General features: G+C 55.6%; 24 protein-coding genes. 19 read left to right on the forward strand and 5 right to left on the reverse strand.

What is annotated here, in order from left to right; genetic code table 11:
* From T370_RS0107115 to T370_RS0107215, 19 genes are all read left to right on the forward strand, one after another.
* Positions 1 to 561 (forward strand): hypothetical protein, encoded by a 561-nt coding sequence (locus T370_RS0107115; RefSeq protein ID WP_156034366.1) that lies wholly within the window; start codon positions 1 to 3, stop codon positions 559 to 561.
* Positions 558 to 989, forward strand: coding sequence for a phage collar protein (locus T370_RS0107120; protein ID WP_029435276.1), 432 nt, complete (start codon positions 558 to 560; stop codon positions 987 to 989). Before T370_RS0107115 ends, T370_RS0107120 begins: the two co-directional genes overlap by 4 nt.
* Positions 982 to 1,467 carry a phage neck terminator protein gene (locus T370_RS0107125; protein ID WP_029435277.1) on the forward strand — a complete coding sequence of 162 codons (486 nt, stop codon included), beginning with the start codon at positions 982 to 984 and terminating at the stop codon, positions 1,465 to 1,467. The genes T370_RS0107120 and T370_RS0107125 overlap by 8 nt, the downstream gene beginning before the upstream one ends.
* Before the next feature lie 15 nt (positions 1,468 to 1,482).
* Positions 1,483 to 2,988, forward strand: a complete 1,506-nt coding sequence (locus tag T370_RS0107130) for a DUF3383 domain-containing protein (protein WP_051643786.1) — start codon at positions 1,483 to 1,485, stop codon at positions 2,986 to 2,988.
* A gap of 11 nt (positions 2,989 to 2,999) precedes the next feature.
* Positions 3,000 to 3,449 (forward strand): phage tail fiber protein, encoded by a 450-nt coding sequence (locus T370_RS0107135; protein ID WP_029435279.1) that lies wholly within the window; start codon positions 3,000 to 3,002, stop codon positions 3,447 to 3,449.
* Positions 3,450 to 3,464: 15 nt separating this feature from the next.
* A complete protein-coding gene (locus T370_RS25365) occupies positions 3,465 to 3,962 on the forward strand; it encodes a hypothetical protein (RefSeq protein ID WP_034505984.1) in 498 nt (165 codons plus the stop codon).
* Positions 3,963 to 4,079: 117 nt separating this feature from the next.
* A complete protein-coding gene (locus tag T370_RS0107150) occupies positions 4,080 to 5,882 on the forward strand; it encodes a phage tail tape measure protein (RefSeq protein ID WP_029435281.1) in 1,803 nt (600 codons plus the stop codon).
* A 1-nt stretch (position 5,883) separates the two neighbouring features.
* Positions 5,884 to 6,441 (forward strand): phage baseplate protein, encoded by a 558-nt coding sequence (locus T370_RS0107155; protein ID WP_051643787.1) that lies wholly within the window; start codon positions 5,884 to 5,886, stop codon positions 6,439 to 6,441.
* The gene (locus tag T370_RS0107160) at positions 6,438 to 6,740 is read left to right on the forward strand and encodes a phage baseplate plug family protein (protein ID WP_029435283.1); all 303 of its coding nucleotides are present in this window, start codon (positions 6,438 to 6,440) and stop codon (positions 6,738 to 6,740) included. Before T370_RS0107155 ends, T370_RS0107160 begins: the two co-directional genes overlap by 4 nt.
* A complete protein-coding gene (locus T370_RS0107165) occupies positions 6,737 to 7,639 on the forward strand; it encodes a baseplate hub protein (RefSeq protein WP_029435284.1) in 903 nt (300 codons plus the stop codon). The genes T370_RS0107160 and T370_RS0107165 overlap by 4 nt, the downstream gene beginning before the upstream one ends.
* A complete protein-coding gene (locus T370_RS0107170) occupies positions 7,639 to 8,361 on the forward strand; it encodes a phage baseplate assembly protein (protein ID WP_029435285.1) in 723 nt (240 codons plus the stop codon). Before T370_RS0107165 ends, T370_RS0107170 begins: the two co-directional genes overlap by 1 nt.
* 11 nt (positions 8,362 to 8,372) lie before the next feature.
* The gene (locus T370_RS0107175; RefSeq protein ID WP_029435286.1) at positions 8,373 to 9,146 is read left to right on the forward strand and encodes a hypothetical protein; all 774 of its coding nucleotides are present in this window, start codon (positions 8,373 to 8,375) and stop codon (positions 9,144 to 9,146) included.
* A 161-nt stretch (positions 9,147 to 9,307) separates the two neighbouring features.
* Entirely contained in the window at positions 9,308 to 9,577 is a 270-nt protein-coding gene (locus tag T370_RS0107180; RefSeq protein ID WP_051643788.1) for a hypothetical protein, read from the forward strand.
* Positions 9,564 to 10,817, forward strand: coding sequence for a baseplate J/gp47 family protein (locus T370_RS0107185; RefSeq protein ID WP_029435288.1), 1,254 nt, complete (start codon positions 9,564 to 9,566; stop codon positions 10,815 to 10,817). Before T370_RS0107180 ends, T370_RS0107185 begins: the two co-directional genes overlap by 14 nt.
* Positions 10,810 to 11,475 carry a baseplate wedge 1 family protein gene (locus tag T370_RS0107190; RefSeq protein WP_051643789.1) on the forward strand — a complete coding sequence of 222 codons (666 nt, stop codon included), beginning with the start codon at positions 10,810 to 10,812 and terminating at the stop codon, positions 11,473 to 11,475. Before T370_RS0107185 ends, T370_RS0107190 begins: the two co-directional genes overlap by 8 nt.
* Entirely contained in the window at positions 11,453 to 12,739 is a 1,287-nt protein-coding gene (locus tag T370_RS0107195) for a phage tail protein (RefSeq protein WP_029435290.1), read from the forward strand. The genes T370_RS0107190 and T370_RS0107195 overlap by 23 nt, the downstream gene beginning before the upstream one ends.
* Positions 12,740 to 12,751: 12 nt before the next feature.
* Positions 12,752 to 13,153: a tail fiber assembly protein gene (locus T370_RS24235; RefSeq protein WP_081847509.1), complete on the forward strand. Its 402-nt coding sequence runs from the start codon at positions 12,752 to 12,754 to the stop codon at positions 13,151 to 13,153.
* Between the two features lie 52 nt (positions 13,154 to 13,205).
* Positions 13,206 to 13,436 (forward strand): hypothetical protein, encoded by a 231-nt coding sequence (locus tag T370_RS0107210; RefSeq protein ID WP_029435292.1) that lies wholly within the window; start codon positions 13,206 to 13,208, stop codon positions 13,434 to 13,436.
* Between the two features lie 412 nt (positions 13,437 to 13,848).
* Positions 13,849 to 15,027 carry a tyrosine-type recombinase/integrase gene (locus tag T370_RS0107215; protein WP_029435293.1) on the forward strand — a complete coding sequence of 393 codons (1,179 nt, stop codon included), beginning with the start codon at positions 13,849 to 13,851 and terminating at the stop codon, positions 15,025 to 15,027.
* Between the two features lie 228 nt (positions 15,028 to 15,255).
* On the opposite strand, the gene T370_RS0107220 is transcribed toward T370_RS0107215, so the two are convergent.
* The 5 genes from T370_RS0107220 to T370_RS0107235 form a co-directional block, all read right to left on the reverse strand.
* Positions 15,256 to 15,648 (reverse strand): hypothetical protein, encoded by a 393-nt coding sequence (locus T370_RS0107220; protein ID WP_029435294.1) that lies wholly within the window; start codon positions 15,646 to 15,648, stop codon positions 15,256 to 15,258.
* Between the two features lie 336 nt (positions 15,649 to 15,984).
* Positions 15,985 to 16,869, reverse strand: coding sequence for a BRO family protein (locus T370_RS23565; RefSeq protein ID WP_051643790.1), 885 nt, complete (start codon positions 16,867 to 16,869; stop codon positions 15,985 to 15,987).
* 301 nt (positions 16,870 to 17,170) lie between these two features.
* Positions 17,171 to 18,067 (reverse strand): DUF2971 domain-containing protein, encoded by an 897-nt coding sequence (locus T370_RS24240; RefSeq protein ID WP_081847510.1) that lies wholly within the window; start codon positions 18,065 to 18,067, stop codon positions 17,171 to 17,173.
* A 16-nt stretch (positions 18,068 to 18,083) separates the two neighbouring features.
* Positions 18,084 to 18,344, reverse strand: a complete 261-nt coding sequence (locus T370_RS0107230) for a Txe/YoeB family addiction module toxin (protein WP_029435296.1) — start codon at positions 18,342 to 18,344, stop codon at positions 18,084 to 18,086.
* Positions 18,344 to 18,598, reverse strand: a complete 255-nt coding sequence (locus T370_RS0107235) for a type II toxin-antitoxin system Phd/YefM family antitoxin (RefSeq protein ID WP_029435297.1) — start codon at positions 18,596 to 18,598, stop codon at positions 18,344 to 18,346. The genes T370_RS0107230 and T370_RS0107235 overlap by 1 nt, the downstream gene beginning before the upstream one ends.
* Positions 18,599 to 18,643 lie beyond the last annotated feature (45 nt).

Genomic DNA, 18,643 nt, shown 5'->3' on the forward strand with positions numbered 1-18,643 from the left:
GTGTCCGGAGAACTCGAAAAGCTGCTCAAGCGGTACATTACCCCCGATATCGTCGTGAAGGCCGGGGTGCTCGAAAATGCGACGCGGGGCGAAGGTGGTACCCCAGTCGCGGAGTATGCGGCGTACAACGAATACGGCGCAACAATCGAAATCCCTGAGCGGACGCAAACCTTGTACTTCAAGCGGAAGCGTGACGGCAGCGTCGGGAATCGGTTCGTGAAGAAGGGCAAAAGTGATTTTGCGCAGGATGCGTCGGTCAAAGCCCACACCGTCACCATCCCCTCCCGGCCTTTCCTGCGCTCGACGCTCGATGCCAAGGCAGACGCATGGTGTGATAACCTTGCGGAAGCATTGGAAGCCGGACGGACTCCGAAAGAGGCGATGCGGCTTGTGGGACGCCGCATGGCAGACGACATTCAGGCAACGATCAAGAGCAATATGCCCCCGGACAACGCCGAATCCACCAAGCGCCGCAAGAACGCCAAGGGCGCGGGAAAGGGGACGCTCATCGATTCCGGAAGCCTGCTCAAGTCCATCGATTACGAGGTAGTCAAAAGATGAATCTCCATGAACTTGTGCGTCCGCTTATCGGCATCGTGAACCCTTTTCAGTCGGTCGTGATTCTCGTCTCCACAGGCTTCACCGTAAACGCGCAGTATGAGCAGGTCCCGGCATGGGCCCCTGCCGTGGAAGTCATGGCGCAGCCGCAGCCTGTCGCCGACAAAACGCTGCAATTCCTCGTGCAGCAGCGCCAGAACACGATCTGGCACGACTTTTATCTTTCAGGGGACTGGTCGGCCCTTGATCGTCCGGCGGAGCAGGGCGGCGATCTTCTCTACTGGGATGGCGCCGAGTGGCAGGTAGATCAGGTTCTGGAGCGCTGGAATCCCACGGCGGGCTGGACGAAAATCCGGTGCGTGAAACTCAGGGAAATCGCGCCGCCGGAAGTCGGGGCCACGGAACCGCCCAAAGGGGGAGACGATGAGTGACGGCATCCTCGTGCAGGCCCTCGGCGATTTTTGTAAGCGTTACCTCGGCGATTCCGCCGTCGTGGTGCGCGGCTACGTCAACCGTGTGAGCAAGCCGAAGACCAAAAGCTACGTGCTCGTCACCCCGATGACCATGACGCGCCTCTCGACGAACCTGCACCAGACCGAGTGCGGCGGGGAGGCCATCGTGCAGCCGCAGCGCCGCCGTGTCCAGCTTGACGTCTACGGCCCGACCGCCGCCGACCGTGCCCAGACGCTCGCAACGCTCCTGCGCGACGGCGTCGGGTGCCGCTTCCTGCAAACGTACGGGATTGCCCCCCTGTACGTCGAAGACCCGCAGGACATGACACAGGCGGAGGGGGACGAGCAGTACAACCCCCGCTTCATGCTCAATGTGCTGATTCAGGCGAACCGCGTTGAACACGTTGAGATGGATACTTTTACCGACGCGGAACTTTCCGTGCATCCGCTGGCATAGCAAAAGGAGGGCGCAATGAGCGTCAATGCCGACAAACTGGTTCAAATCATCCCCCGCATCATCGAGGGCGGCACGCCGGGCCTGACCTTCGCCGGGCTCCTGCTTTCGCAGTCCGAGCTTTTGCCCGCAGGCCGGGTCGTGCAGTTCGCCAGCGCGCAGGCTGTGGCGAATTATTTCGGCTCGCTTTCGGAAGAGGCAAGCATGGCTTCCATGTACTTTTCCGGCTATGTGAACACGACGAGCCTCCCGGACAAGATCTTCTTTGCCCGGTACAACGGCGAGGCCGTGGGCGCATGGCTGCGCGGCGCGAAGTATACGGGCAATCTCGCCGCGTTGCAGGCCGTCACCAACGGCGCGATGGTTATTTCCATCGACAACACGCCGCACACGCTTTCCTCCGTGGATTTGTCCGCTGCAACCAGCTTCTCGCAGGTTGCGGAGGCGATCCAGACCGCGCTCACGACGGCGGGCGCGACCGGGGCGAAGGTGACGTACTCCAGCCAGACTGGGGCGTTCCAGATCGACAGCCCGACGACCGGGGCAAGTTCCGCCGTGGCCTTTCCGACGCCGCCGGAAGCCGGGACCGACCTCGGCGCACTGCTTCTGCTCACCGAACAGTCCGGTGCCGTCCAGTCCGTAGGCATGGCTGGCCAGACGCTCCCCGACTGCATGACCAACGTGCTCCTGTACGCCCGCGATTGGGTGACGTTCTCCACGGTATGGGAGCCCGAGCTTGACGACAAGATCGCGCTCGCCCAGTGGTGCGCCGGATATGACACCCGTTTCGCCTATGTGATGTGGGATACCGACAACGCCGCGCAGGTCGCGGGCTCCACCGCCTCGGCGGGGTATCAGATTGCCAAGGTGCTCGAACTCGACGGGACGGTTCCCGTGTTCAACACGCCTGAACTCGCCGCGTGGGTCATGGGCACGGCGGCCTCCATCAACTTTGAAGAGACGAACGGACGGCTCACCTTCGCATTCAAGCAGGGCGAAGGGCTTGCCGTAACCTGCGACAACGACGAGAACTATGATGCGCTGATCGCCAATGGCTACAACTGCTATGCGGACTTCGCCACGGCCTCCAGCCAGTTCAAGTTTTTCCAGAATGGGCAGGTTTCCGGCAAATGGGGCTGGCTCGACACCTACCTTGACGCCATCGCCATCAAAAACGGCCTCCAGCTTAACCTCCTTGATCTGTTCAAGGCCGTAAAGTGCATCCCCTACAACGAGAGCGGCTACGGCATGATCCGCACGGCATGTCTCGACACCATCACGCGGTTTCTCGACTTCGGGGCTATCCGCACGGGCGTGACCCTCTCGAACACCCAAAAGGTGCAGCTCCTCGCGGAAATCGGGCTGGACGTTTCCCAGACGCTCGAAACGCAGGGCTGGTACATGCAGGTCAAGGACCCCGGCGCGACCGTGCGCGGACAGCGCCAGTCCCCCGAATGCAAATTCTACTACATGGACGGCGGCAGCGTGCAGCAAATCGTCATGCCCGCCACGGCCATTCAGTGATGAGGTAAAACATGGCTGACAACTTCGGCAACATGACGATTACAGCGGCAAATTGCACGCTTTTCCTGACGGTTCCCGGGCTCTACGACAGTCCCGTGCAGATCGAGGGGTTCAGCACCGACGCGATGGTCAGCGTCGCCACGAATACCCCAGTCGTCGCGGAAAAGGGCGTTGACGGGCATACCTCCTTTGGGTGGGTTCCGACAAACAAGGAAGTCACAATCACTCTCGCGGCGGACAGTCCGAGCCGCCAGATCATGGAAGACTGGGCGACGTATCAGGAAACCGCCCGGGAAGTGATGCTCTGCAATGCCGAGTTCGCCATGCCGAGCATCAACCGGAAGATCACCGGAAAACGGGGCGGCCTCACCTCCGTGCAGTCCAGCCCCAACGCCGCTCAGACCTTGCAGGCGAGCGCCTTCGTCATCACCTTTGACCAGTGGACCGCGAGTCCGCTTTAAACCGTGGAGGCCGTCATGCTCAACGAAAAGATCATTGCCATCGACAAGGGCCGCGACGCCGGGAAGACCTTCAAGGTCAAGGAAATGCCCGTCACCAAGCTGGAAAAATGGGCCGCCCGTGCGCTGCTCGCCGTCTTCGGTTCCGAGATGCCCGCCGACATCCGAACGCTTTCAGCGTCATCGAACACCGCCGCGCTGCTTTCCGCCGGGCTCCGGGGGCTCTCAGGGCTCCGGTGGGAACAGGCCGAACCACTCTATGACGAGCTTCTCGGGCAGATCTACCGCGTCCCGAACCCCCACAAGCCCGATGATGCCATCAGGCTCACCCCGCAAAACCTCGACGCCCATGTCGAGGATGTGGGCACGATCTACCGCCTGCGTTGGGAGGCTATCGCCGTCTGTCTGGATTTTTTGCATGGCGGCGAGGGCTTGACCTCCCGCCTGTCGCAGATCCTCAACCTCTCGGGCTCCGGGACTACGCAAACCTCCCCGGATGCGTCGGCATCCCGGTAAGCCGGAACCTCGCGACGTTGCACGAAATGCAAACAGTGTACGGCCTGTCCGATGCCTACGAGCTGATGGAAATCATCGCCGTGGACGGACATAACCAACGCCTCTGGAGCAGATTCAATGAACGCAGGTGAACTCGTCGTCAGCCTCTTGCTGAAAGCAGGTGATTTTAAAGCGCAGGTGCAGGCCGCACAGGAGCGGCTGGACGGCGTGCAGGCCGCAGCCGTTGACGCGGGGCGCGCGACATATGACGCAGGTGCCAAAGGTGCCCAAGGGCTTGACCAGTCTGCCGATGCCGCCTCTTCGTTGCAGGCCGCCTTTGAGGAAGCCGTGCAAAAAGGCCGCGAAATCAGCGAGGTTACGAAAGAGTATCAGCGGATGCGCGAGGAGCTTATCCGCACCGGAGCGGCAAAAGAACGTCTTGAGGCCCTTGATGCCGCCGCGAAAAGATTGGGCGTTTCGCTGAAAGACGCAGCGGACACCGGCGCACTCAGCTTTGAAAATCTTAAAGGAACACTCACGAAGGTTCTTGGGGTGATTGGTGGTGTTGCCTTTATCAAAAGCCAATTCGCGGAGTTTACCGAAGCAGCCCTTGAAGTGGATACGGCGAGCAAGACTCTGGGGATGGACATCAAAGAGTTCCAAGGCTGGCAGAATGCAGCGGAAAAAGTCGGGCTTGAGACGCGAGATCTGGTTCAGCTTTTCGGTGACGTCAGCGACCGGATGTATGACGCCGTTCTCCATGACTCCGGTCCGTTCAAGGATGCCGTTGACGATATTGGAATCTCGCTCAAAGGCGTTAAAGAAGGGGCCACTTCATCCGCGGATATACTTTTGCAATTTGCCAGAGCTGTAGAAAAAATGCCGAAAGACAAAGCGCACGGCCTTCTCACTCAGTACAGCTTCGATCCTGAAAGCATCAAACTCATTATGATGGGGGAAAAAGAGCTTGAAAAGCTGATCAAAACGGGAAAGGAGAAAGTTAGGTTTGACAAGCAAGATATTGAGAACGCGAAGAAGCAGAAAGAAGCCCAGCAGCGTCTCAAAAATGCATGGGAGGCTATCTCAGCTCTTTTTTCCAGTATAGTGTCTCCAGCTATTACGCTCTTGACAGAGTTACTTGGCGACCTCCTCGGGTGGGTGAAAGAAAACAAGCAGTTCGTGATCCTCTTTTTTACTGGGCTGGCCGGGGTCATCACGACGCTCATGCTCCCGGCCCTGACCGCGATGGCGACTGCGGCATGGGCTGCGATTGCCCCGTTTGCGCCGTTGATTGCAATCGTAGGTGCGGTTGCGCTGGTTATCGATGATCTCATCACTTACATCCAAGGCGGTGAGTCCGCTTTTGGAGATTTTTGGAAGATGTTCGGTGAAGGGGACGAGCTTGGGGCGCGGTTCAAGTCTCTATGGGAAGGCATCAAAAGTATCCTTGCAAGCGTGGGCGCCGCGCTGAAAGCCGTTGCGAAATTCTTCATCCTTATCTTTTCGTTGACTGGACAGGGTGTCGTCAAGGCAGTCGAAGGAATCTGGAAAGGTGTCACCAAGCTTTATGATGTACTTAGATCGATGTTAGATTGGGTAGCAAAAAAACTCTACAACCTGCTTCCAGATTGGATCAAAAAATGGCTCGGCGGTGATGAATCTTCGCGCCCGGAAGAAGAAAAGACAGAGGCCAAGCTCGGCGGCGTTGCCGATTCGATGCGGGTTGGTGATGCGCGTCCGTCTATTCTGCCGCCGCAGGTGCGCGCGGGTGATGCGCGCCCGGAAAGCGTGAGCAACGTCAACAACTCAAGTCGGCAAACGGTATTCAACAATGATATTGAAATCGTCACGCAGGCGACGGACGGTCAAGGCCTTGCACAAGAGCTAGACCGGACATGGCGCAATCAAACCGCGCAGGCAGACAGCGCATTCGGGTACTGACATGGCATTCGGCTCGCTCCCGCCGGGACAGCCCGGAAACTGGTCGATTTTCGATAAAGACGGCGCCAAGGCCCTCGACTTCGACACGTTCTTTTCCTGCTCGATCAAGTCCGAGAACAAAATCAGCTCCAACCCTGTCGAGAAAGGGAGTTTCGCGGATTACAACAAAATCGCTTCTCCCACGGCGGTGTCGGTCGTGATGGGCCGCACGGGGAAGAGCGACGAGCTTGCGGCTTTTCTGGAGGCGCTGGACAAGCTGGCGGAAAGCACCGACCTCGTGAGCATCGTCACCCCGGAAAAAACGTTTCTCGACTACAACCTTGTCTCCTACGACTACGACCGCAAGGCCGAAAACGGTGTGGACAGGCTGCTTGTGGGGATCATGCTGCAAGAGATCCGGCAGGTCGAGCCGCAGTACAGCAACGAAACCATAAAGCCGATCAGCAAGGCGCAGGCCAAAAATCCGACTGATGCCAGTACGACGGATGCAGGGAAACAGCAGGGGCAGACGACGCAAAAAAGCACACTGAAAAAGCTGGGCGAGGGGATTTTCGGATGATGACCGTACCGCTCCGGCATGAGCCGAACCAGAGCCTCCAGATTGTGCTTGGGGAACAGAACTGCACCCTCCGGTTTATCTCCCGAGGCGTGAACCTGTACTGCGACCTTGCCATTGACCAGACGGTCATCTGGTCTGGGTTCATCTGCCGTAACCTCGTCGGCTTGAAGCTGTACGACTATCTCGCCTTCCGGGGGCAGCTCTACTTTGTCGATATGCAAAAGGAAGAGGATCCGCACTGGTCGGGCCTCGGCGACCGATTCCAGCTCGTTTATGTCGAAGAAGGGGAAACGCTGTGAACACGAGCTTCACCAAAAAGCTGCTTGAAGCGCACATCACGCTCGCCGAGGGCGGCTTCAACACGGCTACCGGGCAAGGTGCGAATACCAAGATCATCCGGCTCGGAATGGATGTGGACATACAGAAGCCCGGCGGGAAAGAGAAGAACAAGGCCAAAGTCCGTATCTTCAACCTGCCCCTTGCCGATATGGAGACGCTGACGACGCTGGCGTTCAAGCCGTTGCAGGCGTCGAAAAACCGCATTGCCGTGTACGCGGGCGATGAAGAGCACGGGATGTCTCTTGCGTTCTCCGGCGATATCGTGAGCGCCGTTCCGAACTTCAATTCCGCCCCTGATCCCTCTTTCGATATTGAGTGCATCACGGGATACGTCGCCAGCATCACGCCCGTGCCGCCGTTGACGGCGCAGGGTGCGCAGGACGTTGCCACGCTCATGCAGGGGCTCGCGAAGCAAATGGGGCTCGCTTTCGTCAACAGGGGCGTGTCCGTTTCCCTTCGCAATGTCGCCCTCGTCGGGGGTCCGATGGAGCAGGCGCAGCAGCTTGCCCACGATGCCCGCATCGATCTTATCGTGGACGATGGCGAGATGGTCATCTCCCCTCTTGCGACGCTTCGCAGCGATGACGGCGGCTCGACTCCCGTCTGGTCCGCGAAAAGTGGCATGATTGGCTATCCGAGCTTCGACAACGAAGGCGTGACGGTGAAAGGCATCTACGAGTCGAAGCTCCAGCTTGGCGGCCCGGTGCGCATTGAGAGCATCGTCCCCCGAGCTTCCGGCCTCTGGCAGATCGTGAGCCTGAGCCACAAATTGCAGGCCGGCTACCCCGGCGCAACGCAGTGGGTAAGCCAGATCAAGGCAAGCTATCCCGGCGCGAAGCCGAAGAAGGACAAGAAATAATGCAGGGACAACGCGGCCTCTCGACAAATTCCAGCGAGTACAACGCGCAGGACTTCATGATCAGCCAGATGCTCGGGCGCATCGCAACGGCGGAACCCGTGCGCGTGGTCGCCGTATCCGGTCCGGGTGTCTCTCCGGTAGGCTTCGTCGACGTGCAACCCCTCGTCAACTTGGTGACGGGCGAACAGAAGGCGCAGGAGCAGAGCGTGCTCTTCAAGCTCCCGTACTTGCGTATCCAGGGCGGGAAAAACGCTCTCGTCATCGACCCGCAGCCGGGCGACATCGGCCTCGCCGTCTACGCCATGCGTGACACGGAATCGCTCAAAGAGAGCCGGGGAGTGGATGGGACCGTCAATCCGGGGTCAGCCCGCGCCATGAACAAAGGCGACGGCTTCTATCTCGGAGGCTTCTTAAACGCCGCGCCGGAACGCTATGTGCTGGTCAACGACGAGGGCGTCACCATCGAAGGAGTGGCCAAACTGACGATGCACGGGGAAACTTCCGTCCTGACGGCGGAAAATGGCCTCACCATCAACGCCGACGTGCGCATCAACGGATCCTTGACGTGGACGGGCACGGCGCAGGGTGATGGCGGCCCGGCCCGGTTCTCCGGCGGACTCACGAACGCGGGAGGGACGGTTGAGAGCAACGGTAAGGTCTTGGAAAACCATGTTCATACCGGGGTCGAGCCCGGTTCCGGCATATCCGGACAACCACAGTAATGGAGGGTGTTATGCCTGATTTTCAGTACCAGCCCCCGACAGGGCCGCTTTCCGGAAGCGAATTCGAGAGACAATCCACACGGTTCTTTCAGCAAGTGCAGGGAGCCGCAGACACAGCACAGTCTACCGCAATAGCTGCACAGATCACTGCAAACGAGGCGATCGAGCGAGCTCAAGCCTCAAACCTTGTCGACGGAAAGACCACGCAGGCCGACACGGGCGGCGTGATCACCGTGAAAGATGTGGCGATTGGTGGGGATCTCGGGGATCTGGCGAGCGCGCGGGGACAGATTGGTAATTCCAAAACACAGGGGTCGCACGATTTTTCATCCGGGATGCTCAGTGAAAAACCGGGCATGTACACAGCAATGAACTTTGGTTCCACAAACGTTCCGTTCACTGGGCCTTTTGCAGAAATGATCTTGGGGACGCCTACATACAGAGGGTCCCTTTTGATAACTTCTGGACGTCATAGTTTCCCCCGCGCCGCTATCAGTGCTATCGATATGGGAGAGGGGGGAGGATTCAGCGGATACACTCGCCTTATTACCGAACAGCAAATCGGCGACGGACTCACAAACACCAACGGGATCATCTCCGTGCCTGAGTATGACGGCGCGACGGCATCGACCGCCGGAACGTCTGGCCTCGTACCGCCCGCAGCCGCCGGGCAAGCCAACTACGTGCTCTGTGGCGATGGAGAATGGCGGGACATAGCGACGCTTGTCGCCGCTGCGCAGGCTCGGCTTGCCGAATCTGTAAAAGCGGAAGAAGGGGCTTTATGAATTTCCGAGCGGTTCTGAATATCCGCGCGCTGTCTAATATTCGTGATGAAGTGCAAGCAACTGCCGAAGTGGTAGATTCGGGGCTCCTATCATTACGTCTTAATGGACAGTGGGATTTGACGCTCTCCGTAGGGGGCAATCTTGCTTCGGCAGGGGGGACTATGCGCATCGTGCAGGATGTCGCATCGTATGTACACACATTCCAAGGAGAACCGTACTACGCGCAGCAAGACGGAATCCCGTACTTCATGCGCGAGCTTGGTTCCCTCCCTCCCGCCGAGCTCGTGCGGGCGCGCTCGAATGCCCGTGCGCTTGAAGTCCCCGGCGTAGCGCAGGCTGATACGCAGCTTTCTCGGCTTGAAAAACGCATCTTGAGCGGGACGATCCGCATCACCACGGAAACGGGGGAAACCGCAGATGTCGCAGTCTAGCATCGATTTTACCGAAAACGGCCCGGTCGTCCCCGATACCGCGACCGTTCGGGACACTGTCGAAACGAATTGGCAGGCGGCATTCGACAATCGGCTGAACCCGGATCCGGCTACGCCGCAGGGACAGCTCATTGCCTCAGAAACGGCTATCGTGCAGGACAAGAACAGCCAACTTTTGTTCCTCGCGAATATGTTCAACCCCGAGACTGCGGAGGGTATCTATCAAGACGCGCTCGCCAAAATCTACTTCCTGACCAGGCAGCCTGCACGCTCCACAGTTGTTCCGTGTGTCTGTACGGGGCTTCCCGGTACAGTCATTCCCGGCATCGGCAGCGACGCCCCGGCGCTCGCGAAAGATGCGGACGGGAATGTTTTGATCTGCCAGACAGGAGGCACGATCCCGCAGTCCGGCAGCATCGTTTTGGAGTTCGCCTGTCAGGTTCCGGGGCCGATTGAAATCCGGCAGGGAACCGTGACTACGATTGTACGTACCATCCCCGGGTGGGATACGATCACAAACGCCGATGGGATCACCGGACAAAACGTCGAGAGCCGGGCCGCGTTCGAGTCCCGGCGCTACGCCAGCGTCGCGAAGAACGCCCGGAGCGTCGCCGCCGCCGTCTATGCCAACGTCGGCGATCTGGATGGCGTGCTTGATGTCTGTGTGCGCGAGAACAAAACCAGCGCGCCGCTTGAAGTGCAGGGCGTTACGCTCAAGCCGCACTCAATCTATGTGGCGGTCGTCGGCAGCGCGACGGATAGTGATATTGCTGAGGCCATTTACGCCCGTTGTTCAGCCGGATGTGATTACAACGGCAACACCAGCGTCACTGTGACCGATCCGGTAACCGGAGCGGTCGAGACGGTACTCTTTGAGCGCCCGGAATCGCTCCCGGTGGGCATTCAGGTGACTATCCGCAAAAATGCCTCAATGCCGAGCAACGTCGAAGAACTCATCAAAACCGCCGTTGTCGCCGAATTCTACGGAGAAACCGCTGATGCCTGCGGAAATACGGGCCAGCGCGTTCATATCGGGGATACGGTGTATGCAAGCCGCTTTTATTCCGCCGTGCTCGGAACGGGCGTCACCGACTTGGTGAGTATCGAAATCGCGGCGCCCGTCGGTGAAGGTTCGCCAACGTGGGGCGACTACATCACCATTAATATAGATGAAGCCCCCACGCTCGTCTCCGACAACGTCACGGTGAACATTTTTGAGGCGAGGCCAGGCCGTGGATAACTGGCGCGAAACGATACTTTCGCAGTACGACAACTCTGAACGGTTGCTGGCGCTCATCGAATCGATGAATACCGCCATTGAGCCCACGGCTGATATTGCGGCGTTCTATGAGGCCGTCTTTGACCCTGAAACGGCGGTCGGATGGGGGCTTGACGTGTGGGGGCACATCGTTGCCATTCCGCGCACGATTTCAGTGGATGCAACGGGCATCAAACCGTTCGGTTTTGCGGGGGCAAACCTCAGCAACTTCGGGCACGGCCCGTTTGCATATGAGAGCAAATCGAACACGTTCATACTTCAAGATAACGCATATCATCTTTTGATCTGGATGAAAGCAGCTTCGAACATCACCGACGGCAGCCTCCTAGATTTGAACAAGATCGTTCATTGGCTTTTCTCGGATCGCGGTCATATTGCCGTCGTGCATGTCGGAACGATGAAAATACGCTACGTTATCGGCTTCAAGCTCCAGCCATACGAGCGTGCGCTTCTCCTGCGCGATGACGTTCCCCCAAAGCCTGCGGGCGTCGGCTATGACGTCTATCAAGTCATCCCGAAACATACCTTCGGTTTCGCCGGATCCGGCGGTCAGAATTTCAACAACGGCGTTTTTCAGCCGTATGGAGGCCCTGTAGATGCCTATTCCCTCGACTCCTAGCATCATGCCCAACGTCTTGGGATATGCAGCGGATACCGTGCAGATCCCTGAGACGACCCCGACAGGTCAAGGTATTCCTTCTTTCCGGGATCTCTTTCCGTTCATCACGCAGGTCGACCCGGACGCGGGCGGCGTCATGGTTGAAAGAGCGTGGATGAACGCGCTTTTCAACTTGCTTGGTCAACACGCCTTTTTCCAACAATCCGGATGCGTCTACCCGTGGCAAGCTACGCTGAACTATATCGCAGGCTCTCATGTTAAAGGAAGTGATGATGTCGAGTACATCGCGTTGCAACCTTCCGGGCCAGATGTATCGGGAACTGGAGCAAAAGACCCTGCACAGCAAGCAAACCGCGCGTACTGGGTTTCGCTTGCATCTTTTGTCTCCGGCGACTTTGTTCCAGATTCGCGGCGGGTCATCGCCGGAACGGGGCTCACTGGCGGCGGGCCGCTCTCCGCTGACGTGACTCTCGCGGCGAAGCTGACCGACAGCGTGAGCTCGACAGATTCGACGACGGCTGCATCGGCAACTGCTGTCAAGACTGCATACGATGCCGCACAGTCCAAATTGCCCCTGTCCGGCGGGACGGTGACCGGCAATCTTTCGATCAAGAATATGCTTGATACCATCGGGACTGCGCCAGCTACGGAGCAAGAACTTGGGCTGTACAATCTCGATAAAAATGGCAATATCATGGGAGGCCATGATTTTGTACATAGTACGGGGAACCTTAAAGTTTCTCAGATGTATGCTCGAAACAGTAACGGGTTGATCTCTTCGCTTGGCGTTTACGTCTCAGAAGACGGAATGCGGTATACGTTGTCGTCACACGATTTAGTCTTGACGAGCGATGTCAGAATTAGTCGGTTATTTGCTGATAATGTTAGACTGATAGTCTTTTCCGGAAATGTCTCCAATGCTGGCTATGCTATGCGTTACTCTCCGGACACCGGAGAACTCTATCTTGACGGTAGGGCGGTTCACGGAAAGGCAGATACTGCTGGGAACGCTGATACTGCAAACTATGCAAACAGCGCAGGGTCAGCTCTGATAGCCGCTCCAGCCGTGCAATGGGTCGTCAATCTCTCAGGTCCGCAAATCACCGTGCCGTCCGGTGGTACATATAATGTCGTGTGTATCTGCTTCAACGACAGTGGCGGCAAAGGCGCTGTGAAGCACTACCCCAATACTGCCGGGGGCACAGTCATCCAGAACGCACCCACAGACTACATGGTCGCCGGGCTTTGTGCTCGTGTTGCATAAAAAGAGGGTAAAATGATTGATTTTTCGCATATTATCCACCGAACCGTTGACGATTCATACGTTATTACAAAGAACGGGAAACTATACCACGTCTATCCCTATGCCGCCGAGTTCGCGGAGGAATGGGACGCCGTGTTCGCCTACGCCGAGGCGCATCCCGAATGCGTGACTGAGGAACAGCCGTACACGCCGCCCATACCGACGACCGAAGAACTCGCGGCTAGCGTACGCGCCGAGCGTGATAGGCGCATTACCGCAACCGATTACCTTGTCATGCTGGACTATCCTCTTGATACTGACAAGCTTGAAGAGATCAAGGTCTATCGGCAAGCGCTCCGCGATTTGCCGCAACAGCCGGGATTTCCGTGGAATGGGCCGGATGATCCGGCGTGTCCGTGGCCTGTAGAGCCGTGATTTGCAAAAATCGTAGGCATGGCTAGACTCTTTAGAAACAAGGAGGAAGGTCATGCCACTACCCATGCCCGAAGAAGAGGAAAACTTGCGTTGCCCACACGGTGAGCGCGTTCAAGCCCTGATGCTGTGTTCTCTGGATTGTGCCGTGTCGGGGGCACATCCCGACAGAAAGGCAAAAGCCGATGGTCGGTTCATCATCACGCCGTGGTGGTGCCTGAACAAATGCAGGTGGCTGCCTGAGCACCGGGATGAGATCCGATTCGTGGCGAAAAAGCCGGATTGAAGACACAAAAAATCCCCCTCCCATGTTCTGCCCCTGATGAGGCATATTATGAGAGGGGGATTTTCTATACGTGATTCTATGCGTGATTTACTTTGTGTAGATGTTTGGTGTATACCAGTTTGTACCGTAATATCCTTTGTTTTTAGCTAAATGCGTATGTATAGATACCCATGCACAAGATTGGAAATCGTGTGTACTCAAAAGGTACCGGGAGTTCGAATCTCCCCCTCTCCGCCATTAGAAGTAATTTCAAGTGCCGCCAAGCATCATTAAGTGCTTGGCGGCACTTCTTTTTTGCCCCTTTCAGGGGCTTTTTTCGTGTTGCCGAATGCCGTTGAGTGAAGTTGACAGCCGCGATTTTTTTGGGGCAACAATAGGGGCAACTATCTACTATACCCATGGAGTTGCCCCAATGCCTCTGACAGATACGCGGATCAAAGCAGCCAAGCCCACGGATAAGGTCTACAAGATTTATGATGCCGAAGGGTTGTACATTGAAGTCCCGCCGAACGGCAGCAAGCGGTGGCGGTTCAAATACAGGATAAACGGCAAAGAAAAACGGATCAGCCTCGGTATCTATCCCGAGATTGGTTTAAAGGATGCGCGGGAAAAACGTGATGAAGCCCGAAGGCAGGTTGCGGCGGGCCGGGACCCCAGCGTCATAAAAAACAAGACTGCATATGCGGAGAAAACCTTTCAGCACATAGCCGACGAATGGGTTGCGCTTCATCGGGCAACATGGGCTCCGCGTCATACGGAAACGGTCGAGCAAAGGCTGAGAAGCTACATTTATCCGGAACTTGGCAATGTCCCTTTGAAGGACATTACCCCGATTGAAGTCCTGAGCGTGATCAAGGCGATTGAAAAGAGGGGAGCTTTGGAGGCGGCCCGCAGGACACTCGCGATCTGCTCGCAGGTTTTTCGATATGGAGTCGCTTCGGCACTTATCCCCAGTGACCCCTGTCGGGACCTTAGGGGAGCACTTGCGCCACGGGAAGAGGGGCATTTTCCGGCATTGGTGGATCGGGATGGCGCAACGGCAGTGATGCGGGCGATCCATCATTATAAAGGATCGGCTGTTGTCCGATTGGCGTTGCGTGTGCAGGCTCTGACCTTCGTACGCCCCGGCGAGTTGCGGTGGGCGAAGTGGCCGGAGTTCGATATGGCGGGTGCGCTCTGGGTGATTCCCGCAGAGCGCATGAAGATGAAGCGGGAACACTGGGTTCCCTTGTCAAGGCAGGTATTGGAGATTCTGGAGGAGCTGCATGAGATCACAGGTCATCGGGAGTACCTGTTCCCGTCGATGCGGGCGAGAAAGGATGTGCCCATTTCTGAGAACACGCTCAACGCAGCACTCAAGAGTTTGGGCTTTGACGGCATCCATGTGGCGCACGGTTTTCGGGCGATGGCTTCAAGCCTTCTGAATGAAATGGGCTGGCGCCCGGATGTCATCGAGCGCCAGCTTTCGCATGTTGAAGAAAACAAGGTGCGTGCAGCGTACAACCGGGCGGAGTACATTACCGAGCGCCGCCAAATGATGCAGGCTTGGTCTGATTTTCTCGTTGGGTTGGCTTCCACTTCCCCGCAATAAAAGCGTTGATGTCAGATTCCCTCCAGAACCGGCACCGCCCCTTCTTTTGGGATTGCGGTGCCCTTCCTTCCTGTGACCACTTCCGCCACGTTGAGGAAACCACGCCTACACGACCGATGAAATCCTTGAGCTTCAAAAGGCGATCTTCTGCCATATCAAGTCGTCTCCAGATGAAGCAAGCTCATGCACGCTCCGTCTTGTGAAGGTAAAAGAGGGCATGAACTCCAATTACAGCCCCATGACACCGGGAACGCCGACCCGGTGGAAGGTATTCATGAGCAGAGCATCCATCACGTCCGCGACATCTCCGGCGTCGACGTCGGTTGAACATTGGCCAGCTGCGTGCATGATGCTTTTGAACGATACCAGAGGGGAAAGGGCTCCTTCCAGTTCGTCCCGCCGCATGGATACAGTATCCGCCGCCGCTTTTTGCAGGTTCGCGATCCGGCGCGCTTCGTTGCCAGCGGCATAGGCGACATTCCATGCAGGGGATTCTCCTGGGATGGCATTGGGCTTTTCCATTTTTAGCGCATCCATCTCTTCATCAGCGAGCCGTTCGGCCATCGTCACGATCCGGCTTGCTCCGTCAAGGGAATGGGTTTCCAGAGTGCTTTTGTGCATGGCGGCTGTCCTTTGCTTGAGTGGTGAAAATCGTCAATCCCTGACCTCATTCCCTGCCGTCGCTTGCTTTCCCGCTCCCGTGGGCTTGCGGCTTGCCGTGCTTGGTACTTGTTGAGGCTGCGTTTGCGGCACTTCAAGGCTACTATTCCGGTCCGGGGACGCGTACTTTTCGACTCGTGCCGTTTGGCAAAATCAATATTGCCAAATGTCAAAATTAAAAGCAAGTAAAAATTGACAAAAAGAAAAATTACACAGAATCCTCACCTTGCAATATTGACAAACAGCACAAACGAAAGGGCCTGAAACCGGAAGGTATCGGCCCTTTCGTTTTAACGGTTATGCGAGCTTGCGCAGTGCGAGCGCGGCCTGGAGCGATGACTGCGCCAGCCCGAGGCTGTACCAGGCGGCGTTGATGTGGTGTTTGATGGCCTTCTCGACTTCAAACGGAACCGAGCCGATGCCGCTCAGTTCCCTGCGCACGGTGATATGCGTCCAGTTTTCAGTACCGTCGAGGGCGAAGAGGGCTTTTTCGATGTCGGCGAACAGGCGTTCCGTGGCGGGGAGGCCGGGGAGCCTTTGGGGAACGGGGCGGCGGGTGACGACTTCCGGCACGGTGGACAGGGTGTCCAGAATGTTCCGCCATGCGTCCGTCTGGCGGGCAGCGTAGCTCTGGGAGAGGAAGATGATCCCCTCGCGGGAAACCATATACTGCGGGCAGCGCTGGCCCTTGGCGTCTACATAGTTCCCCCTGACGAAAGCGTCCCGTTGCGGGCAGACGGCGGCGGCGCGGCTTATGGCGTCGAGCACGGTGGAGTGGCGCTTATGCAGCTCTCCGGCGATGGTGCGGGAGGAGATGCGGGAGAGGGTGCCTGTGGGTGGCGTCTGGGCATCGACGGGCACCCTGTCGCCGTACCGTTCGATGACGTCGAGAACCCACTTGCGGAACGCCTTGGCGACGGGTGTCCGGGCGAACATGGCGAGGAGGTGGCAGCCGCGGAGGGAGAAGATGCGGGTCATGACGGGAATTCCCGTGGTACTCGAATTGATGACCACGCTCATATCATTGGAAAATTCATCTTCATTGCGGCGGTAAATATTGGCAACCGCCTTTTCGGAAGAATATCCCAAGGCACGGGCAAGTTCAGAAGACTTGAACCAAGGCTGGTTGTCGCGGGTGACGGGGGAGAAGGTGAACTCATTGAAGCAGAGGGCTTGTGACATGATGCAACTCCTACGGATAAAAAAGAGTTGGCATCGCCTACGAATAGCGAATGCCGGGTGTTCGTAACCGCCCGTAGGTGCGGCTCCCTGCCTTTAGCTTACGCTTGGACATATCAGGGACACCCGGCATCAAGAGGATGCAAGTATAGCAGGAAACCAAAGTCAAAAAGAATCTTGACTTTGTCAAAAAGGCACAAAAAGAGCCATACTATCGGGTGGCGTTGTCCGCCTACGGGAAAAGGTGTTACGAGCACCGTAACCAGACAACGCCACAAAAATGGGGTAATGTCAAGGGTAAATATCAACTGCAATATGGAATAGAAGATCTGGATACAGTTATCTTGTCTAGATTGAATCCATTGTGCACAAGAAAATATTTAAGTTCATCTTCTTTTATTGTACAACATGGTCCTAGTATAATTTCATGGATAGATTCTTCTAGGTACTTAAATTCAAAATATGGAATTAAATTATCTTGAGTTGCATAGAATTTCAAATCTCCTATTTCTTGATATGTATCACTATGTTCTTCGTCAGCCCATGTACAATTTTTGTAATTATTTATATCATTTTTGTATGTATCATTTATTATTTTATTAATACTTGTTCCGTATTTCATACTTTTAATACCTAGCGGTATAAATACTATTCTTGATTCTTCTTCCTCTATGAATCCATTGTGTTTTAATAGCGATGCTTCTTTTATTATATTTATTATATTTATGTAATATGATTCTAATATTGTTGGTTTAGAAAAATTTTTATATATATCATTAATTATAACATTGATATCATGTTTATTTTTGTCAATATAGCTTTCATTGTCATAACAAACTTTTTCATAGAATAAATTATGGTATTTTAAATTAAATTTAAATCCTATTGATATGCCTCTTCCATCGTTACCGTATGCTCTCCATTGACTAAGCTTATCTCCTTTTTTAGAAAAACAAGATATAAAAACATCTGTTTTTAAAAAATAATCAATTACAATATTTTTATTTATTCTCTTTATATTTGTTTGTTTAGTGTCTTCCTTGTATAAAATATCTATTTTTTTCTCTATATAATCTAATAATAATTTCAATTCTTTTTTGTCATTCTGGTGATAGGCTGATGTAAGGCGTAGTTTTTTACTTTCGATAATTTTTTGAAAAACATCAATACTTCTATACTGATACATAGTTTCATTTTTCATTTTACTTACTCAATGTTTAATAATGATACCGACATTGCAACACGATCAACGTGTCACTTCGCTCATCCAGTTTATAGGCGAGGCGCTCTTCCTGATTGATACGGCGCGACCAGCATCCGGCAAGATCGAAGCGTAGCGGCTCCGGCTTGCCGAGTCCTTTAAAAGGGGAACACAGCGCGTCATGCAAAAGTTCGTTGATGCGTTTTACCGTGCGCTTGTCGATATGTTGCCAGTATAGATAGTCTTCCCACGCCTGCGGCGTCCATGTGAGCCGCATCAGTCCACCATCTCATGCGCCGTAGTTGCGCCGGTATTGGCGGCGCTCAGAGAGTCCCGCAGGCGAGAGGCATTGGCTGGCGAGCGCAACAGATAGGCGGTTTCCATGATGCTGTTGTAATCCTCCAGAGACATCATGACCACGGAAGGCGACTTCTGGCGGGTGATGATGACCGCTTCGTGATGGTCGCAGACTCGGTTCATAGTGTCTGCAAGGTTCTGGCGGGCTTTGGAATAGGTAATGGCCTGAGACATGGCAATCTCCTATTTTTGTACAAATATATGTACGTAACAAGGGCA

The organism is Bilophila wadsworthia ATCC 49260, from assembly GCF_000701705.1.
GTDB classification, from domain to species: Bacteria; Desulfobacterota; Desulfovibrionia; order Desulfovibrionales; family Desulfovibrionaceae; genus Bilophila; species Bilophila wadsworthia.

Bases quoted from the DNA above. Each gene is read 5' to 3' on its own strand.
- T370_RS0107120 (WP_029435276.1), top strand. From the start codon at position 558: ATGAATCTCCATGAACTTGTGCGTCCGCTTATCGGCATCGTGAACCCT.
- T370_RS0107125 (WP_029435277.1), top strand. From the start codon at position 982: ATGAGTGACGGCATCCTCGTGCAGGCCCTCGGCGATTTTTGTAAGCGT.
- T370_RS0107130 (WP_051643786.1), top strand. From the start codon at position 1,483: ATGAGCGTCAATGCCGACAAACTGGTTCAAATCATCCCCCGCATCATC.
- T370_RS0107135 (WP_029435279.1), top strand. From the start codon at position 3,000: ATGGCTGACAACTTCGGCAACATGACGATTACAGCGGCAAATTGCACG.
- T370_RS25365 (WP_034505984.1), top strand. From the start codon at position 3,465: ATGCTCAACGAAAAGATCATTGCCATCGACAAGGGCCGCGACGCCGGG.
- T370_RS0107150 (WP_029435281.1), top strand. From the start codon at position 4,080: ATGAACGCAGGTGAACTCGTCGTCAGCCTCTTGCTGAAAGCAGGTGAT.
- T370_RS0107155 (WP_051643787.1), top strand. From the start codon at position 5,884: ATGGCATTCGGCTCGCTCCCGCCGGGACAGCCCGGAAACTGGTCGATT.
- T370_RS0107160 (WP_029435283.1), top strand. From the start codon at position 6,438: ATGATGACCGTACCGCTCCGGCATGAGCCGAACCAGAGCCTCCAGATT.
- T370_RS0107170 (WP_029435285.1), top strand. From the start codon at position 7,639: ATGCAGGGACAACGCGGCCTCTCGACAAATTCCAGCGAGTACAACGCG.
- T370_RS0107175 (WP_029435286.1), top strand. From the start codon at position 8,373: ATGCCTGATTTTCAGTACCAGCCCCCGACAGGGCCGCTTTCCGGAAGC.
- T370_RS0107180 (WP_051643788.1), top strand. From the start codon at position 9,308: ATGCGCATCGTGCAGGATGTCGCATCGTATGTACACACATTCCAAGGA.
- T370_RS0107185 (WP_029435288.1), top strand. From the start codon at position 9,564: ATGTCGCAGTCTAGCATCGATTTTACCGAAAACGGCCCGGTCGTCCCC.
- T370_RS0107195 (WP_029435290.1), top strand. From the start codon at position 11,453: ATGCCTATTCCCTCGACTCCTAGCATCATGCCCAACGTCTTGGGATAT.
- T370_RS24235 (WP_081847509.1), top strand. From the start codon at position 12,752: ATGATTGATTTTTCGCATATTATCCACCGAACCGTTGACGATTCATAC.
- T370_RS0107210 (WP_029435292.1), top strand. From the start codon at position 13,206: ATGCCACTACCCATGCCCGAAGAAGAGGAAAACTTGCGTTGCCCACAC.
- T370_RS0107215 (WP_029435293.1), top strand. From the start codon at position 13,849: ATGCCTCTGACAGATACGCGGATCAAAGCAGCCAAGCCCACGGATAAG.
- T370_RS0107220 (WP_029435294.1), bottom strand. From the start codon at position 15,648: ATGCACAAAAGCACTCTGGAAACCCATTCCCTTGACGGAGCAAGCCGG.
- T370_RS23565 (WP_051643790.1), bottom strand. From the start codon at position 16,869: ATGTCACAAGCCCTCTGCTTCAATGAGTTCACCTTCTCCCCCGTCACC.
- T370_RS24240 (WP_081847510.1), bottom strand. From the start codon at position 18,067: ATGAAAAATGAAACTATGTATCAGTATAGAAGTATTGATGTTTTTCAA.
- T370_RS0107230 (WP_029435296.1), bottom strand. From the start codon at position 18,344: ATGCGGCTCACATGGACGCCGCAGGCGTGGGAAGACTATCTATACTGG.
- T370_RS0107235 (WP_029435297.1), bottom strand. From the start codon at position 18,598: ATGTCTCAGGCCATTACCTATTCCAAAGCCCGCCAGAACCTTGCAGAC.